At 62.0% G+C, this 19,954-nt stretch carries 21 protein-coding genes; 10 read left to right on the top strand and 11 right to left on the bottom strand.

Annotated elements, in window-relative coordinates; translation table 11 throughout:
- Window positions 1-13: 13 nt before the first annotated feature.
- From prfA to YH63_RS08735, 3 genes are all read left to right on the top strand, one after another.
- The gene (gene prfA / locus YH63_RS08745; RefSeq protein ID WP_046827940.1) at window positions 14-1,099 is read left to right on the top strand and encodes a peptide chain release factor 1; all 1,086 of its coding nucleotides are present in this window, start codon (window positions 14-16) and stop codon (window positions 1,097-1,099) included.
- A complete protein-coding gene (gene prmC, locus YH63_RS08740) occupies window positions 1,096-1,986 on the top strand; it encodes a peptide chain release factor N(5)-glutamine methyltransferase (RefSeq protein WP_046827941.1) in 891 nt (296 codons plus the stop codon). Before prfA ends, prmC begins: the two co-directional genes overlap by 4 nt.
- A gap of 448 nt (window positions 1,987-2,434) precedes the next feature.
- The gene (locus YH63_RS08735; RefSeq protein ID WP_046827942.1) at window positions 2,435-3,163 is read left to right on the top strand and encodes a DUF4167 domain-containing protein; all 729 of its coding nucleotides are present in this window, start codon (window positions 2,435-2,437) and stop codon (window positions 3,161-3,163) included.
- 126 nt (window positions 3,164-3,289) lie between these two features.
- Here the strand turns inward: YH63_RS08735 and YH63_RS08730 are convergent, their stop codons facing one another.
- On the bottom strand, window positions 3,290-4,045 hold the full coding sequence (locus YH63_RS08730; protein ID WP_046827943.1) for a methyltransferase domain-containing protein: 756 nt from the start codon (window positions 4,043-4,045) through the stop codon (window positions 3,290-3,292).
- Between the two features lie 289 nt (window positions 4,046-4,334).
- On the opposite strand from YH63_RS08730, the gene gloB reads away from it, so the two are divergent.
- Window positions 4,335-5,102: a hydroxyacylglutathione hydrolase gene (gene gloB / locus YH63_RS08725; protein ID WP_046827944.1), complete on the top strand. Its 768-nt coding sequence runs from the start codon at window positions 4,335-4,337 to the stop codon at window positions 5,100-5,102.
- Complete coding sequence (locus YH63_RS08720; protein ID WP_046827945.1) at window positions 5,099-5,539, top strand: cupin domain-containing protein; 441 nt, start codon at window positions 5,099-5,101, stop codon at window positions 5,537-5,539. Before gloB ends, YH63_RS08720 begins: the two co-directional genes overlap by 4 nt.
- Here the strand turns inward: YH63_RS08720 and yddG are convergent.
- The 3 genes from yddG to YH63_RS08705 form a co-directional block, all read right to left on the bottom strand.
- On the bottom strand, window positions 5,536-6,411 hold the full coding sequence (gene yddG, locus YH63_RS08715; protein ID WP_046827946.1) for an aromatic amino acid exporter YddG: 876 nt from the start codon (window positions 6,409-6,411) through the stop codon (window positions 5,536-5,538). The two genes, YH63_RS08720 and yddG, sit on opposite strands and share 4 nt — an antisense overlap.
- A gap of 65 nt (window positions 6,412-6,476) precedes the next feature.
- Window positions 6,477-7,202, bottom strand: coding sequence for an acetoacetyl-CoA reductase (gene phbB, locus YH63_RS08710; protein WP_046827947.1), 726 nt, complete (start codon window positions 7,200-7,202; stop codon window positions 6,477-6,479).
- 138 nt (window positions 7,203-7,340) lie between these two features.
- Window positions 7,341-8,516, bottom strand: coding sequence for an acetyl-CoA C-acetyltransferase (locus tag YH63_RS08705; RefSeq protein ID WP_046827948.1), 1,176 nt, complete (start codon window positions 8,514-8,516; stop codon window positions 7,341-7,343).
- A gap of 280 nt (window positions 8,517-8,796) precedes the next feature.
- Between YH63_RS08705 and phaR the strand changes: the two genes are divergently transcribed.
- A complete protein-coding gene (gene phaR / locus YH63_RS08700) occupies window positions 8,797-9,396 on the top strand; it encodes a polyhydroxyalkanoate synthesis repressor PhaR (protein ID WP_046827949.1) in 600 nt (199 codons plus the stop codon).
- Between the two features lie 68 nt (window positions 9,397-9,464).
- Here the strand turns inward: phaR and YH63_RS08695 are convergent, their stop codons facing one another.
- Window positions 9,465-11,186, bottom strand: a complete 1,722-nt coding sequence (locus tag YH63_RS08695; protein ID WP_046827950.1) for a bifunctional diguanylate cyclase/phosphodiesterase — start codon at window positions 11,184-11,186, stop codon at window positions 9,465-9,467.
- Window positions 11,187-11,615: 429 nt separating this feature from the next.
- Here YH63_RS08695 and YH63_RS21810 point away from each other — a divergent pair, with 429 nt between their 5' ends.
- Window positions 11,616-11,786, top strand: coding sequence for a hypothetical protein (locus YH63_RS21810; protein ID WP_246658028.1), 171 nt, complete (start codon window positions 11,616-11,618; stop codon window positions 11,784-11,786).
- A 4-nt stretch (window positions 11,787-11,790) separates the two neighbouring features.
- On the opposite strand, the gene YH63_RS08685 is transcribed toward YH63_RS21810, so the two are convergent.
- From YH63_RS08685 to mtgA, 3 genes are all read right to left on the bottom strand, one after another.
- Window positions 11,791-12,486 (bottom strand): hypothetical protein, encoded by a 696-nt coding sequence (locus YH63_RS08685; protein WP_046829651.1) that lies wholly within the window; start codon window positions 12,484-12,486, stop codon window positions 11,791-11,793.
- 142 nt (window positions 12,487-12,628) lie between these two features.
- On the bottom strand, window positions 12,629-12,811 hold the full coding sequence (rpmF, locus tag YH63_RS08680; RefSeq protein ID WP_002713690.1) for a 50S ribosomal protein L32: 183 nt from the start codon (window positions 12,809-12,811) through the stop codon (window positions 12,629-12,631).
- 140 nt (window positions 12,812-12,951) lie between these two features.
- Window positions 12,952-13,626: a monofunctional biosynthetic peptidoglycan transglycosylase gene (gene mtgA, locus YH63_RS08675; RefSeq protein ID WP_046829652.1), complete on the bottom strand. Its 675-nt coding sequence runs from the start codon at window positions 13,624-13,626 to the stop codon at window positions 12,952-12,954.
- Window positions 13,627-13,789: 163 nt separating this feature from the next.
- On the opposite strand from mtgA, the gene YH63_RS08670 reads away from it, so the two are divergent.
- From YH63_RS08670 to YH63_RS08660, 3 genes are read left to right on the top strand one after another with little or no spacing between them, the layout of a single operon-like run.
- Window positions 13,790-14,716 (top strand): polyprenyl synthetase family protein, encoded by a 927-nt coding sequence (locus YH63_RS08670; protein ID WP_046827952.1) that lies wholly within the window; start codon window positions 13,790-13,792, stop codon window positions 14,714-14,716.
- A gap of 12 nt (window positions 14,717-14,728) precedes the next feature.
- Window positions 14,729-15,415, top strand: a complete 687-nt coding sequence (locus YH63_RS08665; protein WP_046827953.1) for a DUF1345 domain-containing protein — start codon at window positions 14,729-14,731, stop codon at window positions 15,413-15,415.
- A 7-nt stretch (window positions 15,416-15,422) separates the two neighbouring features.
- On the top strand, window positions 15,423-17,030 hold the full coding sequence (locus YH63_RS08660; protein ID WP_046827954.1) for a Na+/H+ antiporter: 1,608 nt from the start codon (window positions 15,423-15,425) through the stop codon (window positions 17,028-17,030).
- A 38-nt stretch (window positions 17,031-17,068) separates the two neighbouring features.
- Here YH63_RS08660 and ispG read toward each other — a convergent pair whose 3' ends face one another.
- Genes ispG through YH63_RS08645 form a run of 3 tightly spaced genes read right to left on the bottom strand, consistent with a single transcriptional unit; the run spans window position 17,069 to window position 19,863 of the window.
- Window positions 17,069-18,358, bottom strand: coding sequence for a flavodoxin-dependent (E)-4-hydroxy-3-methylbut-2-enyl-diphosphate synthase (gene ispG, locus YH63_RS08655; RefSeq protein WP_046827955.1), 1,290 nt, complete (start codon window positions 18,356-18,358; stop codon window positions 17,069-17,071).
- A gap of 19 nt (window positions 18,359-18,377) precedes the next feature.
- Complete coding sequence (locus YH63_RS08650; protein ID WP_046827956.1) at window positions 18,378-19,331, bottom strand: DMT family transporter; 954 nt, start codon at window positions 19,329-19,331, stop codon at window positions 18,378-18,380.
- Between the two features lie 40 nt (window positions 19,332-19,371).
- Window positions 19,372-19,863: a Fur family transcriptional regulator gene (locus YH63_RS08645; protein WP_046827957.1), complete on the bottom strand. Its 492-nt coding sequence runs from the start codon at window positions 19,861-19,863 to the stop codon at window positions 19,372-19,374.
- Window positions 19,864-19,954 lie beyond the last annotated feature (91 nt).

The following is a 19,954-nucleotide window of genomic DNA, read 5'->3' as shown; positions in this document are numbered from 1 at the left end:
TTGATCGAGACCCATGACCACGCTGCCCGAAGCCAAACTCGATACCTTGCTGGCACGTCACGCTTCGCTCGAAGCCGAATTGCTCGGCCAGGTGAATTCGGAAACCTATGTCCGCATCACCCGCGAGTTGAGCGAACTGACGCCAGTGGTCGACGCCGTGAAGGCGTACCGCGCAGCCGCCGATGAAATCGCCGGCATCGATGCGCTGATCGCCGACCCGGCCATCGAACCCGACATGCGGGCGATGGCGGAGAGCGAACGGCCGCAACTTGAAGAGCGGCGCGACGAACTCGCGCAGGATATTCGCATCGCCCTGTTGCCCAAGGATGCGATGGACGAGCGAAACGTGGTGCTCGAAATCCGCGCCGGTACCGGCGGCGACGAGGCCTCGCTGTTCGCCGGCGACCTGTTCCGGATGTACGAGCGCTTCGCGTCGTTGCAGGGCTGGAAGGTCGACCTGATTTCCGCCTCCGAGGGCACCATGGGCGGCTACAAGGAAATTGTCGCCGAGGTGCAGGGCCGCGGCGCGTACGCCAAGCTGAAGTTTGAATCCGGCGTGCATCGCGTGCAGCGTGTGCCCGACACTGAGACGCAAGGACGTATCCATACCTCGGCGGCGACGGTGGCAGTGCTTCCCGAGGCCGAAGATGTCGACGTCGCCATCAAGAACGACGATCTGCGGATCGAGACCATGCGCGCGCAGGGCGCCGGCGGCCAGCACGTCAACAAGACCGAGTCCGCGATCCGCATCACGCATATCCCGACCGGCATCGTCGTGATGATGCAGGACAGCCGCTCGCAGCATAAGAACCGCGCCAGCGCGATGAACATCCTGCGCTCGCGTATTTACGATGCCGAAAGACAGCGCCTCGATTCCGAGCGCTCAGCAGAGCGCAAGGGCCAGGTCGGCTCCGGCGACCGCTCTGAGCGCATCCGGACCTACAATTTCCCGCAGGGCCGCGTCACCGACCACCGCATCAATCTCACGCTTTACAAATTGCCGCAGGTCATCGCAGGCGACGCCTTGGGCGAACTGGTCGACGCGCTGACCACCGAGCATCAGGCGGCGCAAATGGCGGAACAGGGCAACGTGTCGTGAGCGCCGGCGGCCCGTTCGCTGGATTGACCATCGAGGCGGCGCGGCGCGTATTGGCATCACAGCTCAGAGCAAACGGCATCGAATCGCCAGACCTCGACGCGCGGATGCTGATCGGCGCGGCGCTGGGTCTCGACCACACCGGCCTCGCGACGCAGGCTTCGCGCCTGATCACCGGCGTTGAGGAAACAACCATCGTCTCTTTCACGCAGCGCCGGATGACGCACGAGCCGGTTGCACGCATTCTCGGCCACAAGGAGTTCTGGGGACTTGATCTTCGCCTGTCGGACGCCACACTGGTCCCGCGTCCCGATACCGAAACCGTCGTCGCCGCAGCGCTTGAAATTCTCCAGAATGAGTCTCGCGCGACCAGGGCGCTGCGCATCGTCGATATCGGCACCGGCTCCGGTGCGATCCTGCTGGCGCTGCTGTCGGAGCTTCCAAACGCCACGGGCATTGGTACCGACATCAGTATGGCCGCGCTGGCGACCGCCGAATTGAATGCGCTCCGGCTCGGCCTCGCCGGCCGGTCCTCGTTCGTGCAATGCGACTATGCGGCGGCGCTGTCCGGCCCATTCGATCTGATCGTGTCGAATCCGCCCTACATCCGCTCCGCGGAGATTGCCTCCCTCGACCGCGATGTCCGGGATCATGACCCGCATCTGGCGCTCGACGGCGGCGCAGACGGCCTCGACGCGTATCGCGTAATTACGCCTCAGGCGGCGACCCTGCTCGCTCCAGACGGGGTTCTGATCTTCGAGGTCGGACACGACCAAAGCACGCAGGTGAGCGCGTTGATGCGCACGGCAGGATTAACCCTATCGTCCTCGCCCAGGGCCGATCTGGGCGGTACTTTTCGTGCTGTCATGGGGCGAAAAACGGCGATTTAAAGGGGGTTCGGACCAGAAAAAACCTCTTGGAATATTGCCCCGGAGCGACTACGTTCCGGCCACAACATCGGTTCAGGGTCGCGGCCCCCGCTCAGAAATGACGGGTCGAGCCAAAAGTCTCGCAAGAGATGCCCGCCGAGTGAAAGGTTCCAAAAAGGCAGGTCATGACGAGCGCGAAGGCTGAAAGAGCTGCGCTGCTTGAGACCGCGAAGCGAACGAAAGCCTGATATTGCGCTTGTACACTCAACTGCAAAACATCGCGCCTGTTGGCTCAGGCTGATCCGGCCCAGATGGCTCATTGCCTTCGGGCATTTGGAGAACGCGTCCTTGTTGAACGCGAAGTACGACAACCACGGTCTGAATATTTACGGTATCGCCGCCTGCGCGAATGCACTGCGCCGTGTCCGCACATCAATCACCACGATCCAGAATCGGTAAAAGGCACCACATGAGAAACGGCCCGAATAACAACAAGCGCATGCGCAGCCGGAATAATAACAACAACAATAATAACAATAACAACAACCGGCGCGGTCAGAACCCGATGACCCGGGTGTTCGAATCCAACGGACCGGACATCAAGATTCGCGGCACCGCTTCTCACGTTGCAGAGAAATATGTCCAGCTCGCGCGCGATGCGCGCTCGTCGGGCGATCCGGTTGCTGCCGAGAATTATTACCAGCACGCCGAACACTATTTCCGGCTGATCGCCGCGGCGCAGGAGCAGTTCCGCCAGAACCAGCCGCAACAGCAGCCGCCGATGCCGCGCGCCGATGGCGATGCACACGACGACGGTGGCGACGACAGCGACAGCTATTCCAACTTCGGCGCCGAACCCGGCTTTGCGCCAGGGCATCAGCCGCAGCCGCAACCGCAGTTTCAACCCCGCGAACAACAGCCCTTTCCGCGTGAGCAGCATCCGCCGCGCGAGAACTTCCGCGATCGCGACAATCGTTCGCAGCCGCAGCCGTCAGTACAGCCGTCCGAAGGCGATCAGGTTGACCGCCTTCCGTCCTTCATTACCGGTGGCGCACAGCCGCAGCCAAACGGACCCAGCACTGAGGGCAACGTCAATCCGGGCAACGGCGAGCGTTTCGGTCATCGCCGCCGGCGTCGTCCGCCCGGCCCGCGCCCTGAAGGGGCCGCTCAGCCTCCGGTGGAATCGGCCAGCGAGTAAGCTGCGCAACCTGATGTCATGCCCATGATGGCATGTCCGTGACAACACTCCATAACAACACTCCATAACAACACGATGGCCCGCCTGAGTGAACCTCAGGCGGGCCATTTTGATTCAAGCGGTGATTTAGTGGGTTGCGGGCCGATCGTTGCGCCGGGTCGGCGTTGGCAGGAGAACAGGCGGCATCGACGGAATGAGGCGTGTGCGCTCGCGGTGCGCCGGGATCGCGCGATAGACCTGCTTCGACGCCTCCACGATATGAACGCCGGCGAACGGTGATGATACCGCAGCACTCATCCGTTCCCAGGCCACTGCTGAACGCAGCACCCATGCACTCTGGAATGGCGGCACGAACAACGCCTCACCCCATGCCGTCGGCGTGAACCATGTCTGCCGCAACAGTTGGGTAATCTGCGACCTGGAGTAAGGCCGGCCGTGCCCGAACGGCGTATTGTCGGTCCGCGTCCATACGCCGCGCCGATTGGGAATGATCGCCATCATCCGCCCCGACGGCGCAAGCACGCGCCACACCTCACGCAGAAGCCCTTCCGGGTCGTCCGATATTTCCAGCGCGTGAACCAGCAGGATGCGATCGACCGCAGCATCCGCCAACGGCAATGAAAATTCATCGACCAGCGTCGACAGGGTCGGACGCGCCGTCGGCCATTTCAAAACGCCTTGGGCTGCCGGCATTAGCGCTATGCAGCGTTCGGCATCCTCGCGAAACAGGCCGAGATAGGGCGTCGGATAACCGAGACCTGCAACGCGCAAGCCATCCGCATCTGGCCAGTGCCGCTGAATGCCGCGACTGATCAGCCGCCGCGCCACCGCACCGAGGCGCTGCGAATAGAAATTGCGAAGATCGATCACGTCGATGGTCATGGCGCTAGTGTCCCAAATCCGAAGTTCGTTTCATTTCGCAGCACGCTCCCAAGCGAACTTCGGATTTGAAAGGACACTAGAAAACTATAGTTCTAGTGTGGCTTAAGCTCGCAAGTCCGCAAAATACAGCGCCGTAGAAATGATGCGGACTTGCGAGCCGCCACACTAGCCTATCACGGGGAACAGCGTCGTGCAGCGGCCGCGAGGCGATCTCCGGAACGGCGTTAACGTATTTCACTCGTGAATGAGGGCGTGATAGCGTGAGCCATTCTCGATGAATGGAGACGTCATGGCTGCCGAGATTCGCCTGTTCCCCTGCCTGTCCGACAATTTCGGCTATCTCATTCACGATCCGGTCACCAAGGCCACCGCCTCGATCGACGCGCCGGAAGCAGGCCCCATCATCAAGGCGCTGCAGCGTGAAGGCTGGACACTAACCGACATTCTCGTCACCCACCACCACATGGATCATGTCGGGGGGATCGCCGAACTCAAGACAAAGTACGATTGCCGGGTGGTCGCGCCGCACGACAAGGCCGCGGCGATTCCGCTTGTCGATGAGCGCGTCAAGGAAGGTGCCGCGGTAAAGGTCGGCAACCTGAGCGCACGCGTGCTGGAAACCCCAGGCCACACTTTGGATCACATCAGTTACGTGTTCGACGAGGATCGTGCGCTGTTCTGCGCCGATACGCTGTTTTCGATCGGCTGCGGCCGTGTCTTCGAGGGCACCTATCCGATGATGTGGGAGTCGCTGCTGAAGCTGCGCGCGTTGCCGAACGACATGCGGGTTTTTTGCGGCCACGAATACACCGCATCCAACGTCAAGTTCGCGCTCGGGATCGAGCCGAACAATCCGGCGCTGAAAGCCCGCGCCGAGGAAGTGGCAAAGCTGCGCGCCGCGAACCAGCCGACGATTCCGACGCTGATCCGCGACGAGAAGGAAGCCAACACGTTTCTGCGCGCGGATGTCCCGGCCGTCGCATCAGCCGTCGGCCTCGCCGGCAAAAGCCCGGCAGAAGTTTTCGGCGAACTGCGCGAGCGCAAGAACAAGGCATGAGGGATATCAAAGCCGGGTTGAGCGCGCGCGGCGTCATCGCGTGGCTCGGCCTGAAGCCACATCCCGAAGGTGGGCACTATCGCGAGACCTTTCGCGATCCGCAGACTGTCGACGGCAGCCGTGCAGCATCCACCGCGATCTACTTCCTGCTCGCGCGCGGTGAACGATCGCACTGGCACCGCGTCGATGCGGCGGAGATCTGGCATTACTATGCGGGCAGCGCGCTGACGCTGCGGATCGCTGACAGCAACGGCGAGCGGGCGATCCAACTCGGCCCCGATTTCACGACGGGAGAACAGCCACAGGCCGTCGTCCCGGCCCATGCCTGGCAGGCCGCGGAATGCACCGGCGACTGGACTTTGGTCGGCTGCACGGTCGCACCCGCTTTCGACTTTGCAAAATTCGAGCTCGCGCCGCCGGGGTGGTCGCCGACCTAAGCGGATCGTTTGACGATCATGTCCTTTGCCGCGATCAACCCGCCGCCCGCGATCAGTGCGGCTGCGATGGCCAGCGTCGCGGTGGGCTTCGCAAATCCAGCAATGATCAGAAACGCGGTCGACAGCAGCGGCGTGGCATAGGACGCAGCGCCCAGCACGCGGATGTCGCCGCGCTTCATGCCGATGTCCCACACGAAAAAAGCGATTCCCACCGGTCCGATTCCGAGCGCCACGATGGCCAGCCATTGCATCGGCGTCTCCGGCCAAACGGACACCTCAAGAACGAGATGACAGATTGCAGCCAGCAGTGCGGTCGCAAGACAAAATCCGGCAACCGCGTCGGTCGGCACCGCCGCGAGTTTGCGCGACATCACGGAGTAGCCCGCCCACACGAACGCCGCGACAAAAGCAGCGACGAAGCCGGGAATATGCGCCGGATTGGGTGACGATCCGCTATTGCCGGCGAACAGCAGGATCGTCCCCGCAAAGCCGAGAACCGCGCCGACAATATGATGCAGCGCCAGCCGCTCGCCCGGCAGCAGCGACGAGAGCAGCACGATCAGCAGCGGCCAGAGATAGTTCAGCAGCCCGGCTTCGGCCGGCGGCGCGAGACGCAGGGCCAGAAAATACAGCGCGTGATAGCCGAACAGTCCGCCGATCCCGACCAGCCAGACTGCGAGTGGTTGCCGCAGGGCGCGAATAGCCGATGGCCGCCACAGCCAGGTCAAGGGACCGACGCAGGCGCCGATGGCGAACGTCATCGCCAGCAGTTGAAACGGCGGTACGCGGCCCGTCGCGACGGTGAGCGCGGCGAGCAGCGACCACATGATAATGGCGGTGAGGCCGACAAGAGTGGCGGTCGAAGACGTCATCGCGGATCAATGACATTCAATCCGCGACAATGCCATATCCTTTACCCCAAACCCGGTATTCGAGATTATTGCAGGTATTGTCCACCATTGATGGTCATCGTCGAGCCGGTGACAAATCCGGACTCATCGGCGGCGAGAAACACCACTGCGCGCGCGATTTCTTCCGGCTCGCCGAGGCGGTTGACGGGAATCTGCGGGATCACGTTCTTCTCGAGGACGTCCTTCGGCACCGCCTGCACCATCTCGGTGTTGATATAGCCGGGGCAGATCGCGTTCACCGTGATGCCGCCGCGCGCGTTTTCAAGCGCCAGCGCCTTGGTAAATCCGATGTCCCCGGCCTTCGCCGCCGAATAATTGACCTGCCCGAACTGGCCCTTCTGCCCGTTGATCGATGAAATGTTGATGATGCGCCCGAACTTGCGGCCGCGCATGCCTTCGATCACCTGCCGCGTCATGTTGAACAGCGAACCGAGATTGGTATTCATAACCGCGTTCCACTGGTCGAGCGACATCTTGTGAAACGGCACATCGCGGGTGATGCCGGCATTGTTGACCAGCACGTCGATCGGCCCGATATCGGCCTCGACTTTCTTCACACCGTCTGCGCACGCATCGAACGCACCGACATCCCACTTGTAAACGGGGATTCCCGTCTCGGCCTTGAATTTCGCCGCGGCCTCGTCATTGCCGGCGTAACTCGCCGCAACCTTGTAGCCCGCAGCCTTCAAAGCCTTGCTGATCGCAGCTCCGATGCCGCGCGTTCCGCCAGTTACCAATGCCACGCGTGCCATATCAGGTGTCCCCTCCGCAGTTCACTGAAGCGTTTTTGGAAAACAAGTATTCAGGTCAATTGCGATAACAGCAAGAAAAAATGCCCGGCAAATTGCCGGGCATTTTGATTTTGTATTGTGCAGTGCGTTCGCAGAATTTTATCGTTCAACGCACAGTGCGATTCCCATTCCACCGCCGATGCAGAGCGTGGCGAGGCCTTTCTTGGCATCGCGCTTCTGCATTTCATGCAGCAGCGTGACCAGCACGCGCGCACCCGACGCACCGATCGGATGACCGATGGCGATCGCGCCGCCGTTGACGTTGACCTTCGCGGGATCCCAGCCGAGGTCCTTGTTGACCGCGCAGGCCTGTGCGGCAAACGCCTCGTTCGCCTCGATCAGATCCAGATCATCAGCCTTCCAGCCGGCCTTCCTCAGCGCCGCACGCGACGCCGGGATCGGCCCCGTTCCCATGATCGCGGGATCGACGCCTGCCTGCCCCCACGACACGATGCGGGCGATCGGCGTGCGGCCTTCCTTGGCGGCCTGCTTGGCGCTCATCAGCACGAGTGCAGCGGCGCCGTCGTTGATGCCGGATGCGTTGCCCGCGGTGACCGAGCCGTCCTTCTCGAAGGCCGGCTTCAGCTTGCCCATCGCATCCATCGACGCGCCGTGGCGCGGATATTCATCGGCCTCGACAACAACGTCGCCCTTGCGGGTCTTGATCGTGAAGGGAACGATTTCATCCTTGAACTTGCCGGCCTTCTGCGCGGCCTCGGCCTTATTCTGCGACGCGACGGCGAACTCGTCCTGCTGCTGGCGGGTGATCTGGTACTGCTTCGCCACGTTCTCCGCGGTGTTGCCCATGTGGTAACCGTTGAAGGCATCCCACAGACCATCCTTGATCATCGTATCGACGAATTCGAGCGCACCCATTTTCACGCCGCCCCGCAGATACTGCGCGTGGGGAGCCATGCTCATGGATTCCTGACCACCGGCGACAACGATCTCGGAATCGCCGTTGGTGATGGCCTGATAGCCCAGCGCTACCGAACGCAGGCCCGATCCGCACAGCATGTTGACGCCCCAGGCGGGGCTCGCCGCCGGGATGCCTGCCCCGATCGATGCCTGCCGCGCGGGATTCTGGCCCTGCGCAGCGGTCAAAATCTGCCCCATGATGGTTTCGGACACACGGCCCGGCTCGATGCCCGCACGTTCCAGGGCGGCCTTGATGGCAACGGCGCCGAGATCGTGAGCGGGGGTGTTAGCGAACGCACCATTAAAGCTGCCGACGGCAGTGCGGGCGGCGCTGACGATGACGACATCGTCGGTCATGGGTATCTCCTGGGCTTGAGGTCGCGAGGGGAAGCCGCCGGACTGGCGGGCTGGGCTCTCGTACTTATCCTCTTAACCTAGCCTTCTGGTGTCAATCGGCCAAAGGCATTCTGGCGGTTTTCGAGGCGGTTCCCCCGATCCGGCCTGCCCGGACATTAACCGTCCTGCACAAAACGGTAGCCGTACCTTTCTGAAAGTGCTTAGTTTATTGCGATGCATTGTTTGCACTGCCCTCGACAACGTCCTCCGGTTCCTCTTTTCGCTAGGTATGTGTGAGTCCATGGCAAAATCCGACCAGCCCATTACGATCAAGAAGTACGCAAATCGGCGCCTCTACAACACCGGCACCAGCACGTATGTGACGCTCGAGGATCTCGCCGCCATGGTGAAGGAAGGCGAAGACTTCCTCGTTTATGACGCAAAGACCGGCGACGACATTACGCGCTCGGTCCTGGCCCAGATCATCTTCGAGCAGGAGAACAAGGCCGGCCAGAACCTGCTGCCGACGACCTTCCTGCGCCAGCTGATCCGCTTCTACGGCGACAGCATGCAGATGGTGGTGCCGAAATATCTCGAACAATCCATCGACACCCTGACGCGCGAACAGGAAAAGTTCCGCAAGCAGATGACGAACACCTTCAGCAACACGCCGTTCGCGCCGCTGGAAGAACACGTTCGCCGCAACATGGAAATGTTCGAGCGAACGTTCGCGATGTTCAAGCCGTTCGGCGCGCCACTGCGGAAGGAAACTCCGTCCGCCGAATCACCGCCGACCGCGAACGAGCCGGCCGAGGCGGACATCGACGATCTCAAGCGTCAGATGAAAGAGATGCAGGATCGTCTTGAGCGGATGTCCAGGGAATCGGAAAGCAAGAGCTGAGCGAACCCTGACCTGCCCGCGTGTTGTGGCGGCAGGTCTGCCGCCGCAACTGACTTTGATTTGCGACGTCAGTTTGCCGCTATCGCCGCCGCGGGCTTCGCGCCTTGCAGCGGCGTTTTTGCAGCAGCAGCCCACGGCTTGGCCAGAGAAGCCAGCCCGGTCAGCCGTCCCTGAATGTAATCGCAACCCCAGTCCTGCAGCAGCTTGGCCGATTCCTCGTCCTGCACCCACTCGGCAACCGTCTTGATGCCGAGCCGGTGCGCAAGATCGATCAGCGTCTGCACGAACGCCCGATCATCCGACGAGCGCGCGATATTCTGCACGAACGCGCCGTCGATCTTCACGATATCCACGCCGAGCTTCCGCAGATTGCGGAACGACGTGTAGCCAGCGCCGAAATCGTCGATGGCGATGCGGCTACCGAAATTCTTCAGCCGCGTGACGAACCCGCGAACGTCATCCAGGTCCTGAATGGCGACGGTCTCGGTGATCTCAACGATCAACCGCTCAGCGACGCCGGGATAGGCCCGCATCAGCGATTCAATACTGGCCCACCAGTCGGGGTCCATCGTCGTATCGGGTGAAATATTCAGGCTGAGTTGCGCATGCGGCGCGTCTGCCAATTCGGCGACAACGAGTTCCAGTACCCGGTGATCGACCAGCCGGATCAGACCGAGTTTCTCGGCGACCGGAACGATGTCCGGCGACAGCGAATACGCACCGTCCTCCTGCCGCATTCGCACCAGACATTCGTGGAACGCGGGCTGCCGCGAGATGGTCGCCACAACCGGCTCGTAGGCCATCACGATGCGGCGCTCATTCAATGCCGTGACGATTTCGTCGGTGACGCGGATGTTGACCCGGCGTTGCGCCTCGCGCTCGACATTCGGACGCCAGACCATCAGCGAGCCGCGGCGCCGCACCTTGGCAAGATCCAGCGCTTCCTGAGTCCGGCTCATCGCCTCCTCGACCGTGCTGGCGTGGCGCAGCGCATTGATCGCACCGATCGAGGCAGTCACCGCCACCGGGCCGGATTGCGTCGGCACGACCTCATCGCGGATGCCCGCAAGAAAGCGCTCGGCGGCAACGTGCATGTCGTCGACCGAACAATTCTTCAGGATCAGTCCGAATTTATTGCCCGAAAACCGCCCGAGCACGTCGCCGCCGCGCAGCCGCGCACGAATGCGCTTGGCAACTTCGAGAATGACCTGATCGGCGATCTCGTAGCCGAAAGCGTCGTTGATCTGTGCAAGATGATCGATGCCGACCAGCATGAAGGCAAAGGACGACCGAAAGCGGCCTGCTTCCTCGATCGCCTCGGCCAGCGCGGCCGTCAGACGCGTGCGGTTGAACTCGCCGGTGAGTGGATCGTCCTGCGACAGCTTCAGCAGTTGCTCATCCCGGGCGTGGCGTTCGTTGTTGATGCGAACGATGCCATGCGCGCGCGACGGCTTACCGTCCGCACCGGCGAACCATCTGCCGTACTCATCGATCCAGAGCATCGGCGACGACGTGCCGGCACGCAGCCCGTATTCGATCTGGTAAGGCACGCCCTCGCCATTGTCGCTCGCCGTCGAATTCAGCACCGCGTCCGTGCGGATGTTGCGCGCCGGCTCGATCAGCTTCGAGAATTCGCCCGCCTTCGACAAAGCCGGTTGCGGAATGTCGCGAAGCACGGCCGCGGCATTGTCGCTCCAGTGCAGGGTATCGCTGGCGATGTCCCACGAAAAACTCGCCTGTCCGAGAGCTTCGAGAAGATCAATTCCAGCGGCCGATCCGGCGCGGCGCATGAGCGAAGCGCCTCCAGGCGCAGTGGCAGAGCCGGAAGGGAGCGAGGCTTGAACCGGTTTAACTGTCAAAGATGCCTCGTTCCGGGACGGCGTGGGTGATTCGACACCCAAGAGTAAATCGTCGAACGCCCGTCAGCCTAGGCCAACTTCCTGAACAATCCGACAAACCGCTTTGTTATCAATGTCCGGAAGCCGGCAATCGGTTGCCGACGAGATCCGGCACGACCCTTGCGATGTCACATGGAGAAGGCGCATTGCGTCCCAAAATGAGACAGGCTGCCCGCGATGATCATTTCAGGCATCACATCGAAGACCGGACCTCGTCTGCTTACGGGGCCATCCGCAGCATGCGCAGCCTCGCAGACAGAGCCGGTCGCCAGCCGCGCCCTGGTGCCCATCGAACGCCCTCTCCGGGCTTCAGCGGTACGGATGGCTCGCCCGGATGCATCGTTTGTGGCGCACCTGATCGCGATGGCTGAGCAGGCTCCTCAGACGCGCACCTTGCGCCGTGAGGCGCCTGCCGTTGCGCACGGGGCTTACAGTCGCGCGACGGTGCGCGGCGCGAATGGCTTCGGCAAGGTGTTGTCGCGGACTGCGTGAGGGTTCAGGGCTTCGGTGGCGTTTTGGCCGGACTCTCCGGCGCATGATCCGACACCAGATCGCTGACACTCCAGTCGGAGATCTTCCGCTCCGCGGCAACCGTGCCTTCTGCATTGCGGATCACGGCAAGCGTCGGCACCGGCTTCGGTGCGATTTCAGGCTTAGGCGCAGTTTCAGGCTCAGGCTGCGGAGGCACCGGCTCAACCGGCTTCACATCCTGATGGGGCCGGTCGAATGACGGCTCGGCCGGTGCGGGATTGGCTGGAACGGGCACTGGTGCCGGCGCAGGTTCGCGCGGAACGCTGGCAGGCACAGCCGCCGGCACATGGCGATGCCGGTTGCGGAAGCCGATGGAGACGCCCGCAAGAAACTCCACGATCATCAGCACTGTCAGCAGGAAAAATGTCGAGGTGCCGAACGGCACGAGCAGCAGAAACTCCGCAACCGCAGCGCCCGATACAACCAGCGACAGCAAATGATCGGTCAGGTATCGCGCACCGGGACGTGCGGCTTTGACGACCTCGAACAGCAGCAGAACAATGCCAAGCGCCAGCAGCGCATCGCCGAAGGTCGGCGACCACTGCACGCCCGACATTAGCGTCACGCTCGCGATCGGCGCGGTGAACACCACGCCCGGCATCAGGAACACGAAGATGTTGTAGATCGCGAACGGAATCAGAAGCAGCGGAAAACCGATCATCGTCGGCAGGCTCTCTCTGAAAATGTATCCTGTGATAGGCGTCACATGCGTCTGTGGCGTTCTTGTGAAGACGCGTTCGCGCGCTTCCGCCAGCATCGCAGCGGTCGCGCTGCTTGAAGGGCAGCGCGCCGCGATCCGGACCTTAGTCCTTCTTGACCTTCAGGACCTGGCGGCCCTTGTACATGCCGGTCTTGAGGTCGAGGTGATGCGGACGGCGCAGTTCGCCCGAGTCCTTGTCCTCGACATAAGTCGGCTTCTTGAGTGCGTCCGCCGAGCGGCGCATGCCGCGACGTGACGGCGAGGTTTTCCTGCGTGGAACGGCCATGGGATCGTCGTCCTCTAAATCAAGGCTCACCCGCCGGGCGGGGGCTCTCCAGAATTCGGATTGAGGCCGCGCTTATAGATGAAGGTTGCCGCGAAAGCTAGACCACAGGAGTCGAGAAAATGGGTCAAAAAGGCCCAAAATCAGCGATTTCGCTCCCAACAGTCGGAGATTTCCGCTGACTGGGCCCGGACCACGTAAGTCCCCGCCATTCGGCGCACGCCCGGCCCCGGATTCCGGGCACTTCTGGTCACCGGGTTGGGCAGAATCGAGGTCAAAAGAGCCGCCTCACGAGCCGAAAGCGCCGACGCTGGGCGACCGAAGGCATAATTCGCACCGGCCTCCGCGCCGAATTGACCGTTGGGGCCGAGTTCCGCCACGTTCAGATAAAGCTCCAGAATGCGCTTTTTCGACAGCACCAGATCGATCCACATCGCCAGCGGGAACTCGAGCCCTTTGCGGATCACGCTCCGGCCCGGCCAGAGAAACAGGTTCTTGGCCACCTGCTGCGTGATCGTCGATCCGCCGCGCGCGACCTCACCGTCCTGCGCATCCTCGATGATGTTCCGGACCGAATTCCAGTCGATGCCGTGATGGAAACAGAATCTGGCATCCTCGGCAGCAACCACGGAGCGCGGCAGGGCCTCGGACATCTGGTCAAGATCGACCCATTTGCGGGTGACGGTTTCACCCGTGAGGTACCGCCCGATCATCAACGTCGAGATCGGATGTCCGGTGCTGTAGAGCGGCGTCAGCACGTAGGGCAGCAGCAGAAGCCCCAGCACCACCAGCACAACCGCACGGATCAATCGTCGCATCATGCCTCATGCCTGTGGGAAGGTTTCCCCTCGGGGTCTCCATCAGCAGAAACCATGCCTGTCCGTTTTATCCAATCCCCGGCAAAGCCGGGTTTTGTAGAATTGACGCGGGCGATGCCATGACCGATTGTCCGCCGAAATTTGCGTTCCTTTGGAGTTTTTGATGACCACCGGCACTTCACCACAGGATTTCATGAAGCGGCTCGACGCCACGGCGGCAGACACCGAGGCGCTGCTGACGCGCCTTTTGTCTGACACGCCGTTGGCCGGCGAGATCGCGCGCCCGCACCGGCTGATGGAGGCGATGCGTTATTCGAGCCTCAATGGCGGCAAGCGGCTACGCCCTTTTCTGGTGGTGGAAAGCGCTGCCGTGTTCGGCGTATCGCGCGACGCGGCGCTGATGGCCGGTGCCGCGCTGGAATGCATTCACTGCTACTCGCTGATCCACGACGATCTGCCGTCGATGGACAATAGCGACCTGCGGCGCGGACGGCCGACCTCGCACAAGAAGTTCGATGACGCCACCGCGATCCTCGCGGGCGACGGGCTTCTGACCATCGCCTTCGACATCATCACCCGCGATGAGGTTCACAAGGATCCGACGGTGCGCCTGCTGCTGACCCGCGCGCTGGCGCGCGCTTCCGGCGTCGGCGGCATGGTGGGCGGACAGATCATGGATCTCGCCGGCGAAGGCCGCTTCGGCGATCCCGAACCGCCGGATGTCGCCAAGCTGCAGCAGATGAAAACCGGCGCACTGCTCAAGTACGGCTGCATCGCCGGCGCGCTGCTCGGCCAGGCGCCGAAAGACCAATACGATGCGCTCGACGCCTATGGTCACGCACTCGGCGAAGCCTTCCAGATCGCCGACGATCTTCTGGACGTCGAAGGCGACGCGGCTGCGCTCGGCAAGCCTGCCGGACAGGATGCGGCTGCGGGCAAAACCACGTTCGTCACGCTCCTGGGAATTGACGGCGCCAAGGCGCGCGTGCGCGATCTTCTGAAGCAGGCCGATGCCGCGCTCGCGCCGTTCGGCGCGAAGGGCGATGTCCTGCGTGCGACCTCGCGTTTCGTCGCCGAGCGGCAAAACTAGAGAGGCGCCAGAATGCCGGGCAAGAAGGACGGCGATCCGTATCTTCTTCGCCTCAAAGGCATGCCGAGGCCTCTTCGCATTGTGCTTGCCCGGCCGCGGACCTTTATCGCCTTCGCGATCGGGCTGGCCTCGCTGCTATTTTTGCCGCCTTCATGGCGTCTCGCGACCCGCCTGCTGGTAGCGTGGGATATTTTCGTCGCGCTCTACATGATGCTGGCCTATGTCACTGTGTTCTCATACGGGACGGCGGACATTCGACGTCAGGCTGCGCGGCAGGACGATGGACGCTTCTTCATTCTTGTCATGACCGGCCTCGGCGCGTTTGCGAGCATCGCGGCCATTGTCGTGGAACTCGGCCTCAAGCCGCAGCAAGCGCCGCAGCTTGCACTTGCCGTCGTAACCATCGTGCTGTCGTGGGCGGCAATCCATACGACATTCGCGCTGCACTACGCGCACGATTACTATCGCGGCGCCAAGGCAGGCGGCCTCGCCTTTCCCGGCGCAAGCGAGGGCAGCGATCCGGATTATTGGGACTTCGTCTACTTCTCGTTCGTGATCGGCATGACGGCGCAGGTGTCGGACGTAGGCATCACCGACAAAATCATCCGCCGGACCGCCACTGCTCACGGCGTGATCTCTTTCATCTTCAATACCGCGCTGGTGGCCCTGATGGTCAATATCGCGGCCAGCGCGATATGATCCCACGATGGTAGCGACATTCCTGACCTTTCTTCTTGTGCTCACCGCGCTCGGAGCTTCCGCGACAGCCGCAAAACGCCTCGCGGTCGCTCCGGCCATCGTCTTCCTGATCGTCGGCATCATCCTGGCCTTCCTGCCGGGATTTCCGCGCATCGAGATGAAGCCGGAAGGCGTTCTGCTGCTGGTGCTGCCCCCGCTGATCTATTCAGCCGGCGTCTCGATGAGCTGGCGCGAGTTCAAAGCCAATCTGCGTCCCATCAGCCTGCTGGCGATCGGTTGCGTGATTTTCACGACCGTACTGGTCGCCGCTGCCGCCCATTATGCACTGGGGCTGCCGTGGGGCGCGGGTTTCGTGCTCGGCGCGATCGTGTCGCCGCCGGACGTCGTGGCGCCGCTCGCCATCGCCAGGCGGTTGAAGCTGCCGCACCGCATTCTCGTCATTCTCGAAGGCGAAGGACTGGCGAACGACGCGACTGCTTTGATCCTGTACCGCTTCGCGGTGCTTGCCGTCAGCACGGGCACGTTCTCGCTGGCTCCCGCAACCGGAACCTTCATCGCCATTATCGTGTGCGAGATTGCTTTCGGCATCGCCGTGGGCTGGCTCAGCCTGCGATTGCGGCAATGGGCACACGATCCGCGCGTCGAGATTTCGTTGTCGCTGCTGACGCCCTACGTTGCTTTCTGGGTCCCGGAACATTTTCACGGATCGGGCGTGATCGCCACGGTCGTGACCGGCCTCTATGTGAGCTGGAACGGCCCGCTGCTGATTTCATCGAAAACCAGATTGCAGGGCATCTTCTTCTGGGACTTCGTGATCTGGCTGATCGAGGGCGTGCTGTTCCTGATGATCGGATTCCAGCTGCGGCTCCTGATGGAAAAGTCGAAGACGCTTCCGGTTGCTGAAATTCTCACTGCCATCGCAATCGTCTCCGCAATCGTCATCGCGGCGCGGTTCCTGTGGGTCTTCCCCGGCACATATTTGCCGCGTCTCCTCAGCAAGCGGATCGCCGCACGCGATGCCAAGCCGCCGTGGCGGTACATCGTCGTTATCGGCTTCACCGGAATTCGCGGTGTGGTGTCGCTGGCCGTCGCGCTGGCGTTGCCGCTGACATTGCCGAACGGGCAAGACTTCCCTCACCGCGACCTCATCCTGCTGGTGACCTTCGGCGTCATCATCGTCACGCTGGTCGGCATCGGACTGACGCTTCCGCTACTAGTGAGGCTGCTTGGCCTGTCCGATCACGGACATCTTGAGGCGGTCCGCGAACGGGAAGCCGAGATTTCAGCGCGGCGGGAAATTCTCGAGGCGGCGCGCGGTTCGCTTGACCGGATCATCAAGGAGCGCAATTTGCCCGAAGGACTGGCCAGATTTCTCGAGGCTCGTCACGAAACGCGCATGCGCGCGCTGCCCGAACCGCCAAGGGAAGAAGGTCAGTTCACGCCCGCGACACAGGGCGCTTCGCTGGTCCGCGAAATCATCACAATCGAGCGAACGTGCCTTCACAAGCTGCTGCGCGAAGGGAAGATCACCGACGAAACACGCCGACGCATCGAGCGCGATCTCGATCTTGAAGAAGCTGTGGTCGATAACCGGGAGAAGAACGGCCCGCTGTGATTGCGGGCTGCCTTGCTCCGTATGGCGGTCGCTAAAGGCTATTCCGCTGCCGTCACGGCCGGAGCCTTGGCTCCAGTGCCGCCGTAACGCTGCTCGATATAATCGATCACCAGCGCCTTGAAATCCGTCGCGATGGTCGGACCGCGCAGCGTGCGGAACTTCTGGCCGTCCACGAACACCGGCGCGGCAGGTGTTTCGCCCGTTCCCGGCAGCGAAATACCAATGTCGGCATGCTTGGACTCGCCGGGTCCGTTGACGATGCAGCCCATCACCGCGACGTTGAGCTGCTCGACGCCCGGATAGCGTGTCTTCCAGCTCGGCATTTCATCGCGAATGAAGCTCTGGATGTCGCGCGCCAGTTCCTGGAACACGGTCGAGGTGGTGCGCCCGCAGCCGGGGCATGCCGCCACCAGCGGCACGAAGGTGCGGAAGCCCATGGTCTGGAGAATTTCCTGACCGACCTTCACTTCGACGGTGCGGTCACCGCCCGGTTCCGGTGTCAGCGAGACGCGGATGGTGTCGCCGATGCCGTCCTGTAGAAGAATGCCGAGCGCAGCCGACGAAGCGACGATGCCCTTCGAGCCCATGCCGGCTTCGGTGAGGCCAAGGTGGATGGCGTAATCCGAACGGGCAGCGAGTTCGCGATAGACCGCGATCAGATCCTGCACGTTCGACACCTTCGCCGACAGAATCATGCGGTCCTTTGGCAGGCCGATTTCCTCGGCGCGCGCCGCCGACAACAGCGCCGACTGGACCATCGCTTCGCGCGTGACGGCGCGAGCGTCGATCGGATTCGGCGACTTTGCGTTTTCTTCCATCAGCTTGGTCAGCAATTCCTGATCGAGCGAACCCCAGTTGGCGCCGATGCGGATGGTCTTGCCGTGCTTGAGCGCCATTTCGACGATGTCGGTGAACTGCGTATCGCGCTTGTTCTTGAAACCGACATTGCCCGGGTTGATGCGGTACTTCGACAGCGCCGCAGCACAGGCCGGATGATCGGCCAGCAGCTTGTGGCCGATGTAGTGAAAATCGCCGATCAGCGGCACGTCGATGCCAAGCTTGTCGAGCTTCTCGCGGATATGGGGAACGGCGGCAGCGGCTTCATCACGGTCCACCGTGATGCGAACCATTTCAGAGCCGGCGCGCGCAAGCGCTGCGACCTGCGTAACGGTACCTTCGATGTCCGCGGTATCGGTATTGGTCATCGACTGCACCACGATCGGTGCACCGCCGCCAACCTTGACGTTACCGACGACAACCTGAACCGTCCGGTGGCGCCCCTTGGGGCCGGCCTGGATTTCCTTGGTCCGCTCTTTCAGATCGCTCACGTCAGAATCTCTTTTGCGCTCAGGTGTCGGTTTTGGTGACGGGAAGCAGGGGATCCCCAGCCGCCTCGCCGGGGCGGTTTACCAGATATAGGCCCGCCATGACCAGAAGGGCAGCCCCCGCAAAGGCCAATGTCAGGGTGTCATGCATCACGAAATAGCCGCCAATGACCCCAAACAGGGGCGTCATAAAGGTAAATGACGACAGTTTGCTGGCAGAATAGTTCTTTATGAGAAACACCCAGATCAGGAATGTCGTCCCAACAATCCAGACTGTCTGATAGGTCATCAACGCCCAGGCAAGCGGTCCCGGCATATGGGTGATGCTCTCGCCGGAGATCGCCGCCCCAAGCGCCAGAATCGGGATCGAGACGGCCACCTGATAGGCCAACGTCTTTTCGGCAGGCGCGTGCAACAGCGGCGTCGCCTTTACCACGAGCGTGGTGACAGCCCACAGAATGCCACCCCCCATCACCAGGATGTCTCCCAGGATAACCTTGGCGTCAACGGACGGCTGCGGCACGCCGATGGCCAAGGCCACGCCTGCGAACGACAGCGCCAGACCACTCCATTGCAGTGGGCTCAACTGTTCGCCGAGAAACCGCTTCGAACCGAGCGCTACGACGAACGGCGCGATGTAGAGAAACACCACCGCCCGTGATGCCGTGGTGTAGACCAGCCCGCGATAGATCAAAATGAACTCAACGCCGAAAAACAATCCGGCGAGCAAGCCCGCGCCGAGCGTGCCGTCCCGCCGAAACAACGGGACGCCGCGCAGCCACGCCACCGTCAGGATGATGAGCAATCCGCCGGTCGAGCGGATCGTCGCCTGCAGCAGCGGCGGAATCTCGGGAAGCGCCAGTTTGACCGTGATCTGATTGAAGCCCCAGCTCAGACACAGCATCACCATCAGGATGATGGCCGTCGCGCTCAACGGACGCCCCGCAGGCGCAATCTTCAAGTTGTCTGACGACATGGCTCCCCGTGCCCGGCTTTCCGCCGTGTTGTTGTTTGGCCTATGCGGCTCGCTGACAGTGCGCGCAGGTGCCAGTGATTTCCACCACCGACAATTTCGGCGCGAACCCCGTTCCGCGCGCAGCTTCATTGAAGCTTAGCGCAAGCGGCGCCGCCGGAATTTCGCCAACCGATCCGCATGTCTCGCAGATCAGAAACGCCACGACAGCCGTCTCATCGTGATTGTGCGCGCAGGCCAGAAACGCGTTGCGACTTTCAATGCGATGGACCAGACCGTTGTCCATCAGAAAATCCAGCGCGCGATAGACCGTGATCGGCGCCGGACGCGGCATGGTCTTGGCCAGTTCATCGATCACTTCATAAGCACCGAGCGGCCGATGGCTCGAAAGCAACGCGCCCAAAACCTGCCGCCGGATCGGCGTGAACTTTTGACCGCGCCCCTTGCAGACCTTTTCGGCGTGCAAAATCGCGTCCTCGGCGCACCGGCCATGGTCATGATTTGGATCAGGAAAAACCGGCTTCGCTTGTTTCATCGGCTCAATATGTAGTGCGGTTGCCGTGATTCCGCTCTTAATTTCAGCTCAACGGCATAGACTGCTGGAATATTTTGCAATGCACCATTTT

Source organism: Afipia massiliensis (assembly GCF_001006325.2).
Lineage (GTDB): Bacteria > Pseudomonadota > Alphaproteobacteria > Rhizobiales > Xanthobacteraceae > Afipia > Afipia massiliensis_A.
The sequence above is the reverse complement of the archived record's forward strand: the minus strand, read 5'-3'. Positions and strand labels throughout refer to the sequence as shown.

Bases quoted from the DNA above. Each gene is read 5' to 3' on its own strand.
- phaR (WP_046827949.1), top strand. From the start codon at position 8,797: ATGGCAAAATCCGACCAGCCCATTACGATCAAGAAGTACGCAAATCGG.
- YH63_RS08730 (WP_046827943.1), bottom strand. From the start codon at position 4,045: ATGACCATCGACGTGATCGATCTTCGCAATTTCTATTCGCAGCGCCTC.
- mtgA (WP_046829652.1), bottom strand. From the start codon at position 13,626: ATGCGACGATTGATCCGTGCGGTTGTGCTGGTGGTGCTGGGGCTTCTG.
- rpmF (WP_002713690.1), bottom strand. From the start codon at position 12,811: ATGGCCGTTCCACGCAGGAAAACCTCGCCGTCACGTCGCGGCATGCGC.
- YH63_RS08695 (WP_046827950.1), bottom strand. From the start codon at position 11,186: ATGCGCCGCGCCGGATCGGCCGCTGGAATTGATCTTCTCGAAGCTCTC.
- YH63_RS08645 (WP_046827957.1), bottom strand. From the start codon at position 19,863: ATGAAACAAGCGAAGCCGGTTTTTCCTGATCCAAATCATGACCATGGC.
- yddG (WP_046827946.1), bottom strand. From the start codon at position 6,411: ATGACGTCTTCGACCGCCACTCTTGTCGGCCTCACCGCCATTATCATG.
- YH63_RS08665 (WP_046827953.1), top strand. From the start codon at position 14,729: ATGCCGGGCAAGAAGGACGGCGATCCGTATCTTCTTCGCCTCAAAGGC.
- YH63_RS08650 (WP_046827956.1), bottom strand. From the start codon at position 19,331: ATGTCGTCAGACAACTTGAAGATTGCGCCTGCGGGGCGTCCGTTGAGC.
- YH63_RS21810 (WP_246658028.1), top strand. From the start codon at position 11,616: ATGGCTCGCCCGGATGCATCGTTTGTGGCGCACCTGATCGCGATGGCT.
- prfA (WP_046827940.1), top strand. From the start codon at position 14: ATGACCACGCTGCCCGAAGCCAAACTCGATACCTTGCTGGCACGTCAC.
- gloB (WP_046827944.1), top strand. From the start codon at position 4,335: ATGGCTGCCGAGATTCGCCTGTTCCCCTGCCTGTCCGACAATTTCGGC.
- YH63_RS08685 (WP_046829651.1), bottom strand. From the start codon at position 12,486: ATGATCGGTTTTCCGCTGCTTCTGATTCCGTTCGCGATCTACAACATC.
- YH63_RS08720 (WP_046827945.1), top strand. From the start codon at position 5,099: ATGAGGGATATCAAAGCCGGGTTGAGCGCGCGCGGCGTCATCGCGTGG.
- YH63_RS08705 (WP_046827948.1), bottom strand. From the start codon at position 8,516: ATGACCGACGATGTCGTCATCGTCAGCGCCGCCCGCACTGCCGTCGGC.
- YH63_RS08660 (WP_046827954.1), top strand. From the start codon at position 15,423: ATGGTAGCGACATTCCTGACCTTTCTTCTTGTGCTCACCGCGCTCGGA.
- YH63_RS08670 (WP_046827952.1), top strand. From the start codon at position 13,790: ATGACCACCGGCACTTCACCACAGGATTTCATGAAGCGGCTCGACGCC.
- phbB (WP_046827947.1), bottom strand. From the start codon at position 7,202: ATGGCACGCGTGGCATTGGTAACTGGCGGAACGCGCGGCATCGGAGCT.
- YH63_RS08735 (WP_046827942.1), top strand. From the start codon at position 2,435: ATGAGAAACGGCCCGAATAACAACAAGCGCATGCGCAGCCGGAATAAT.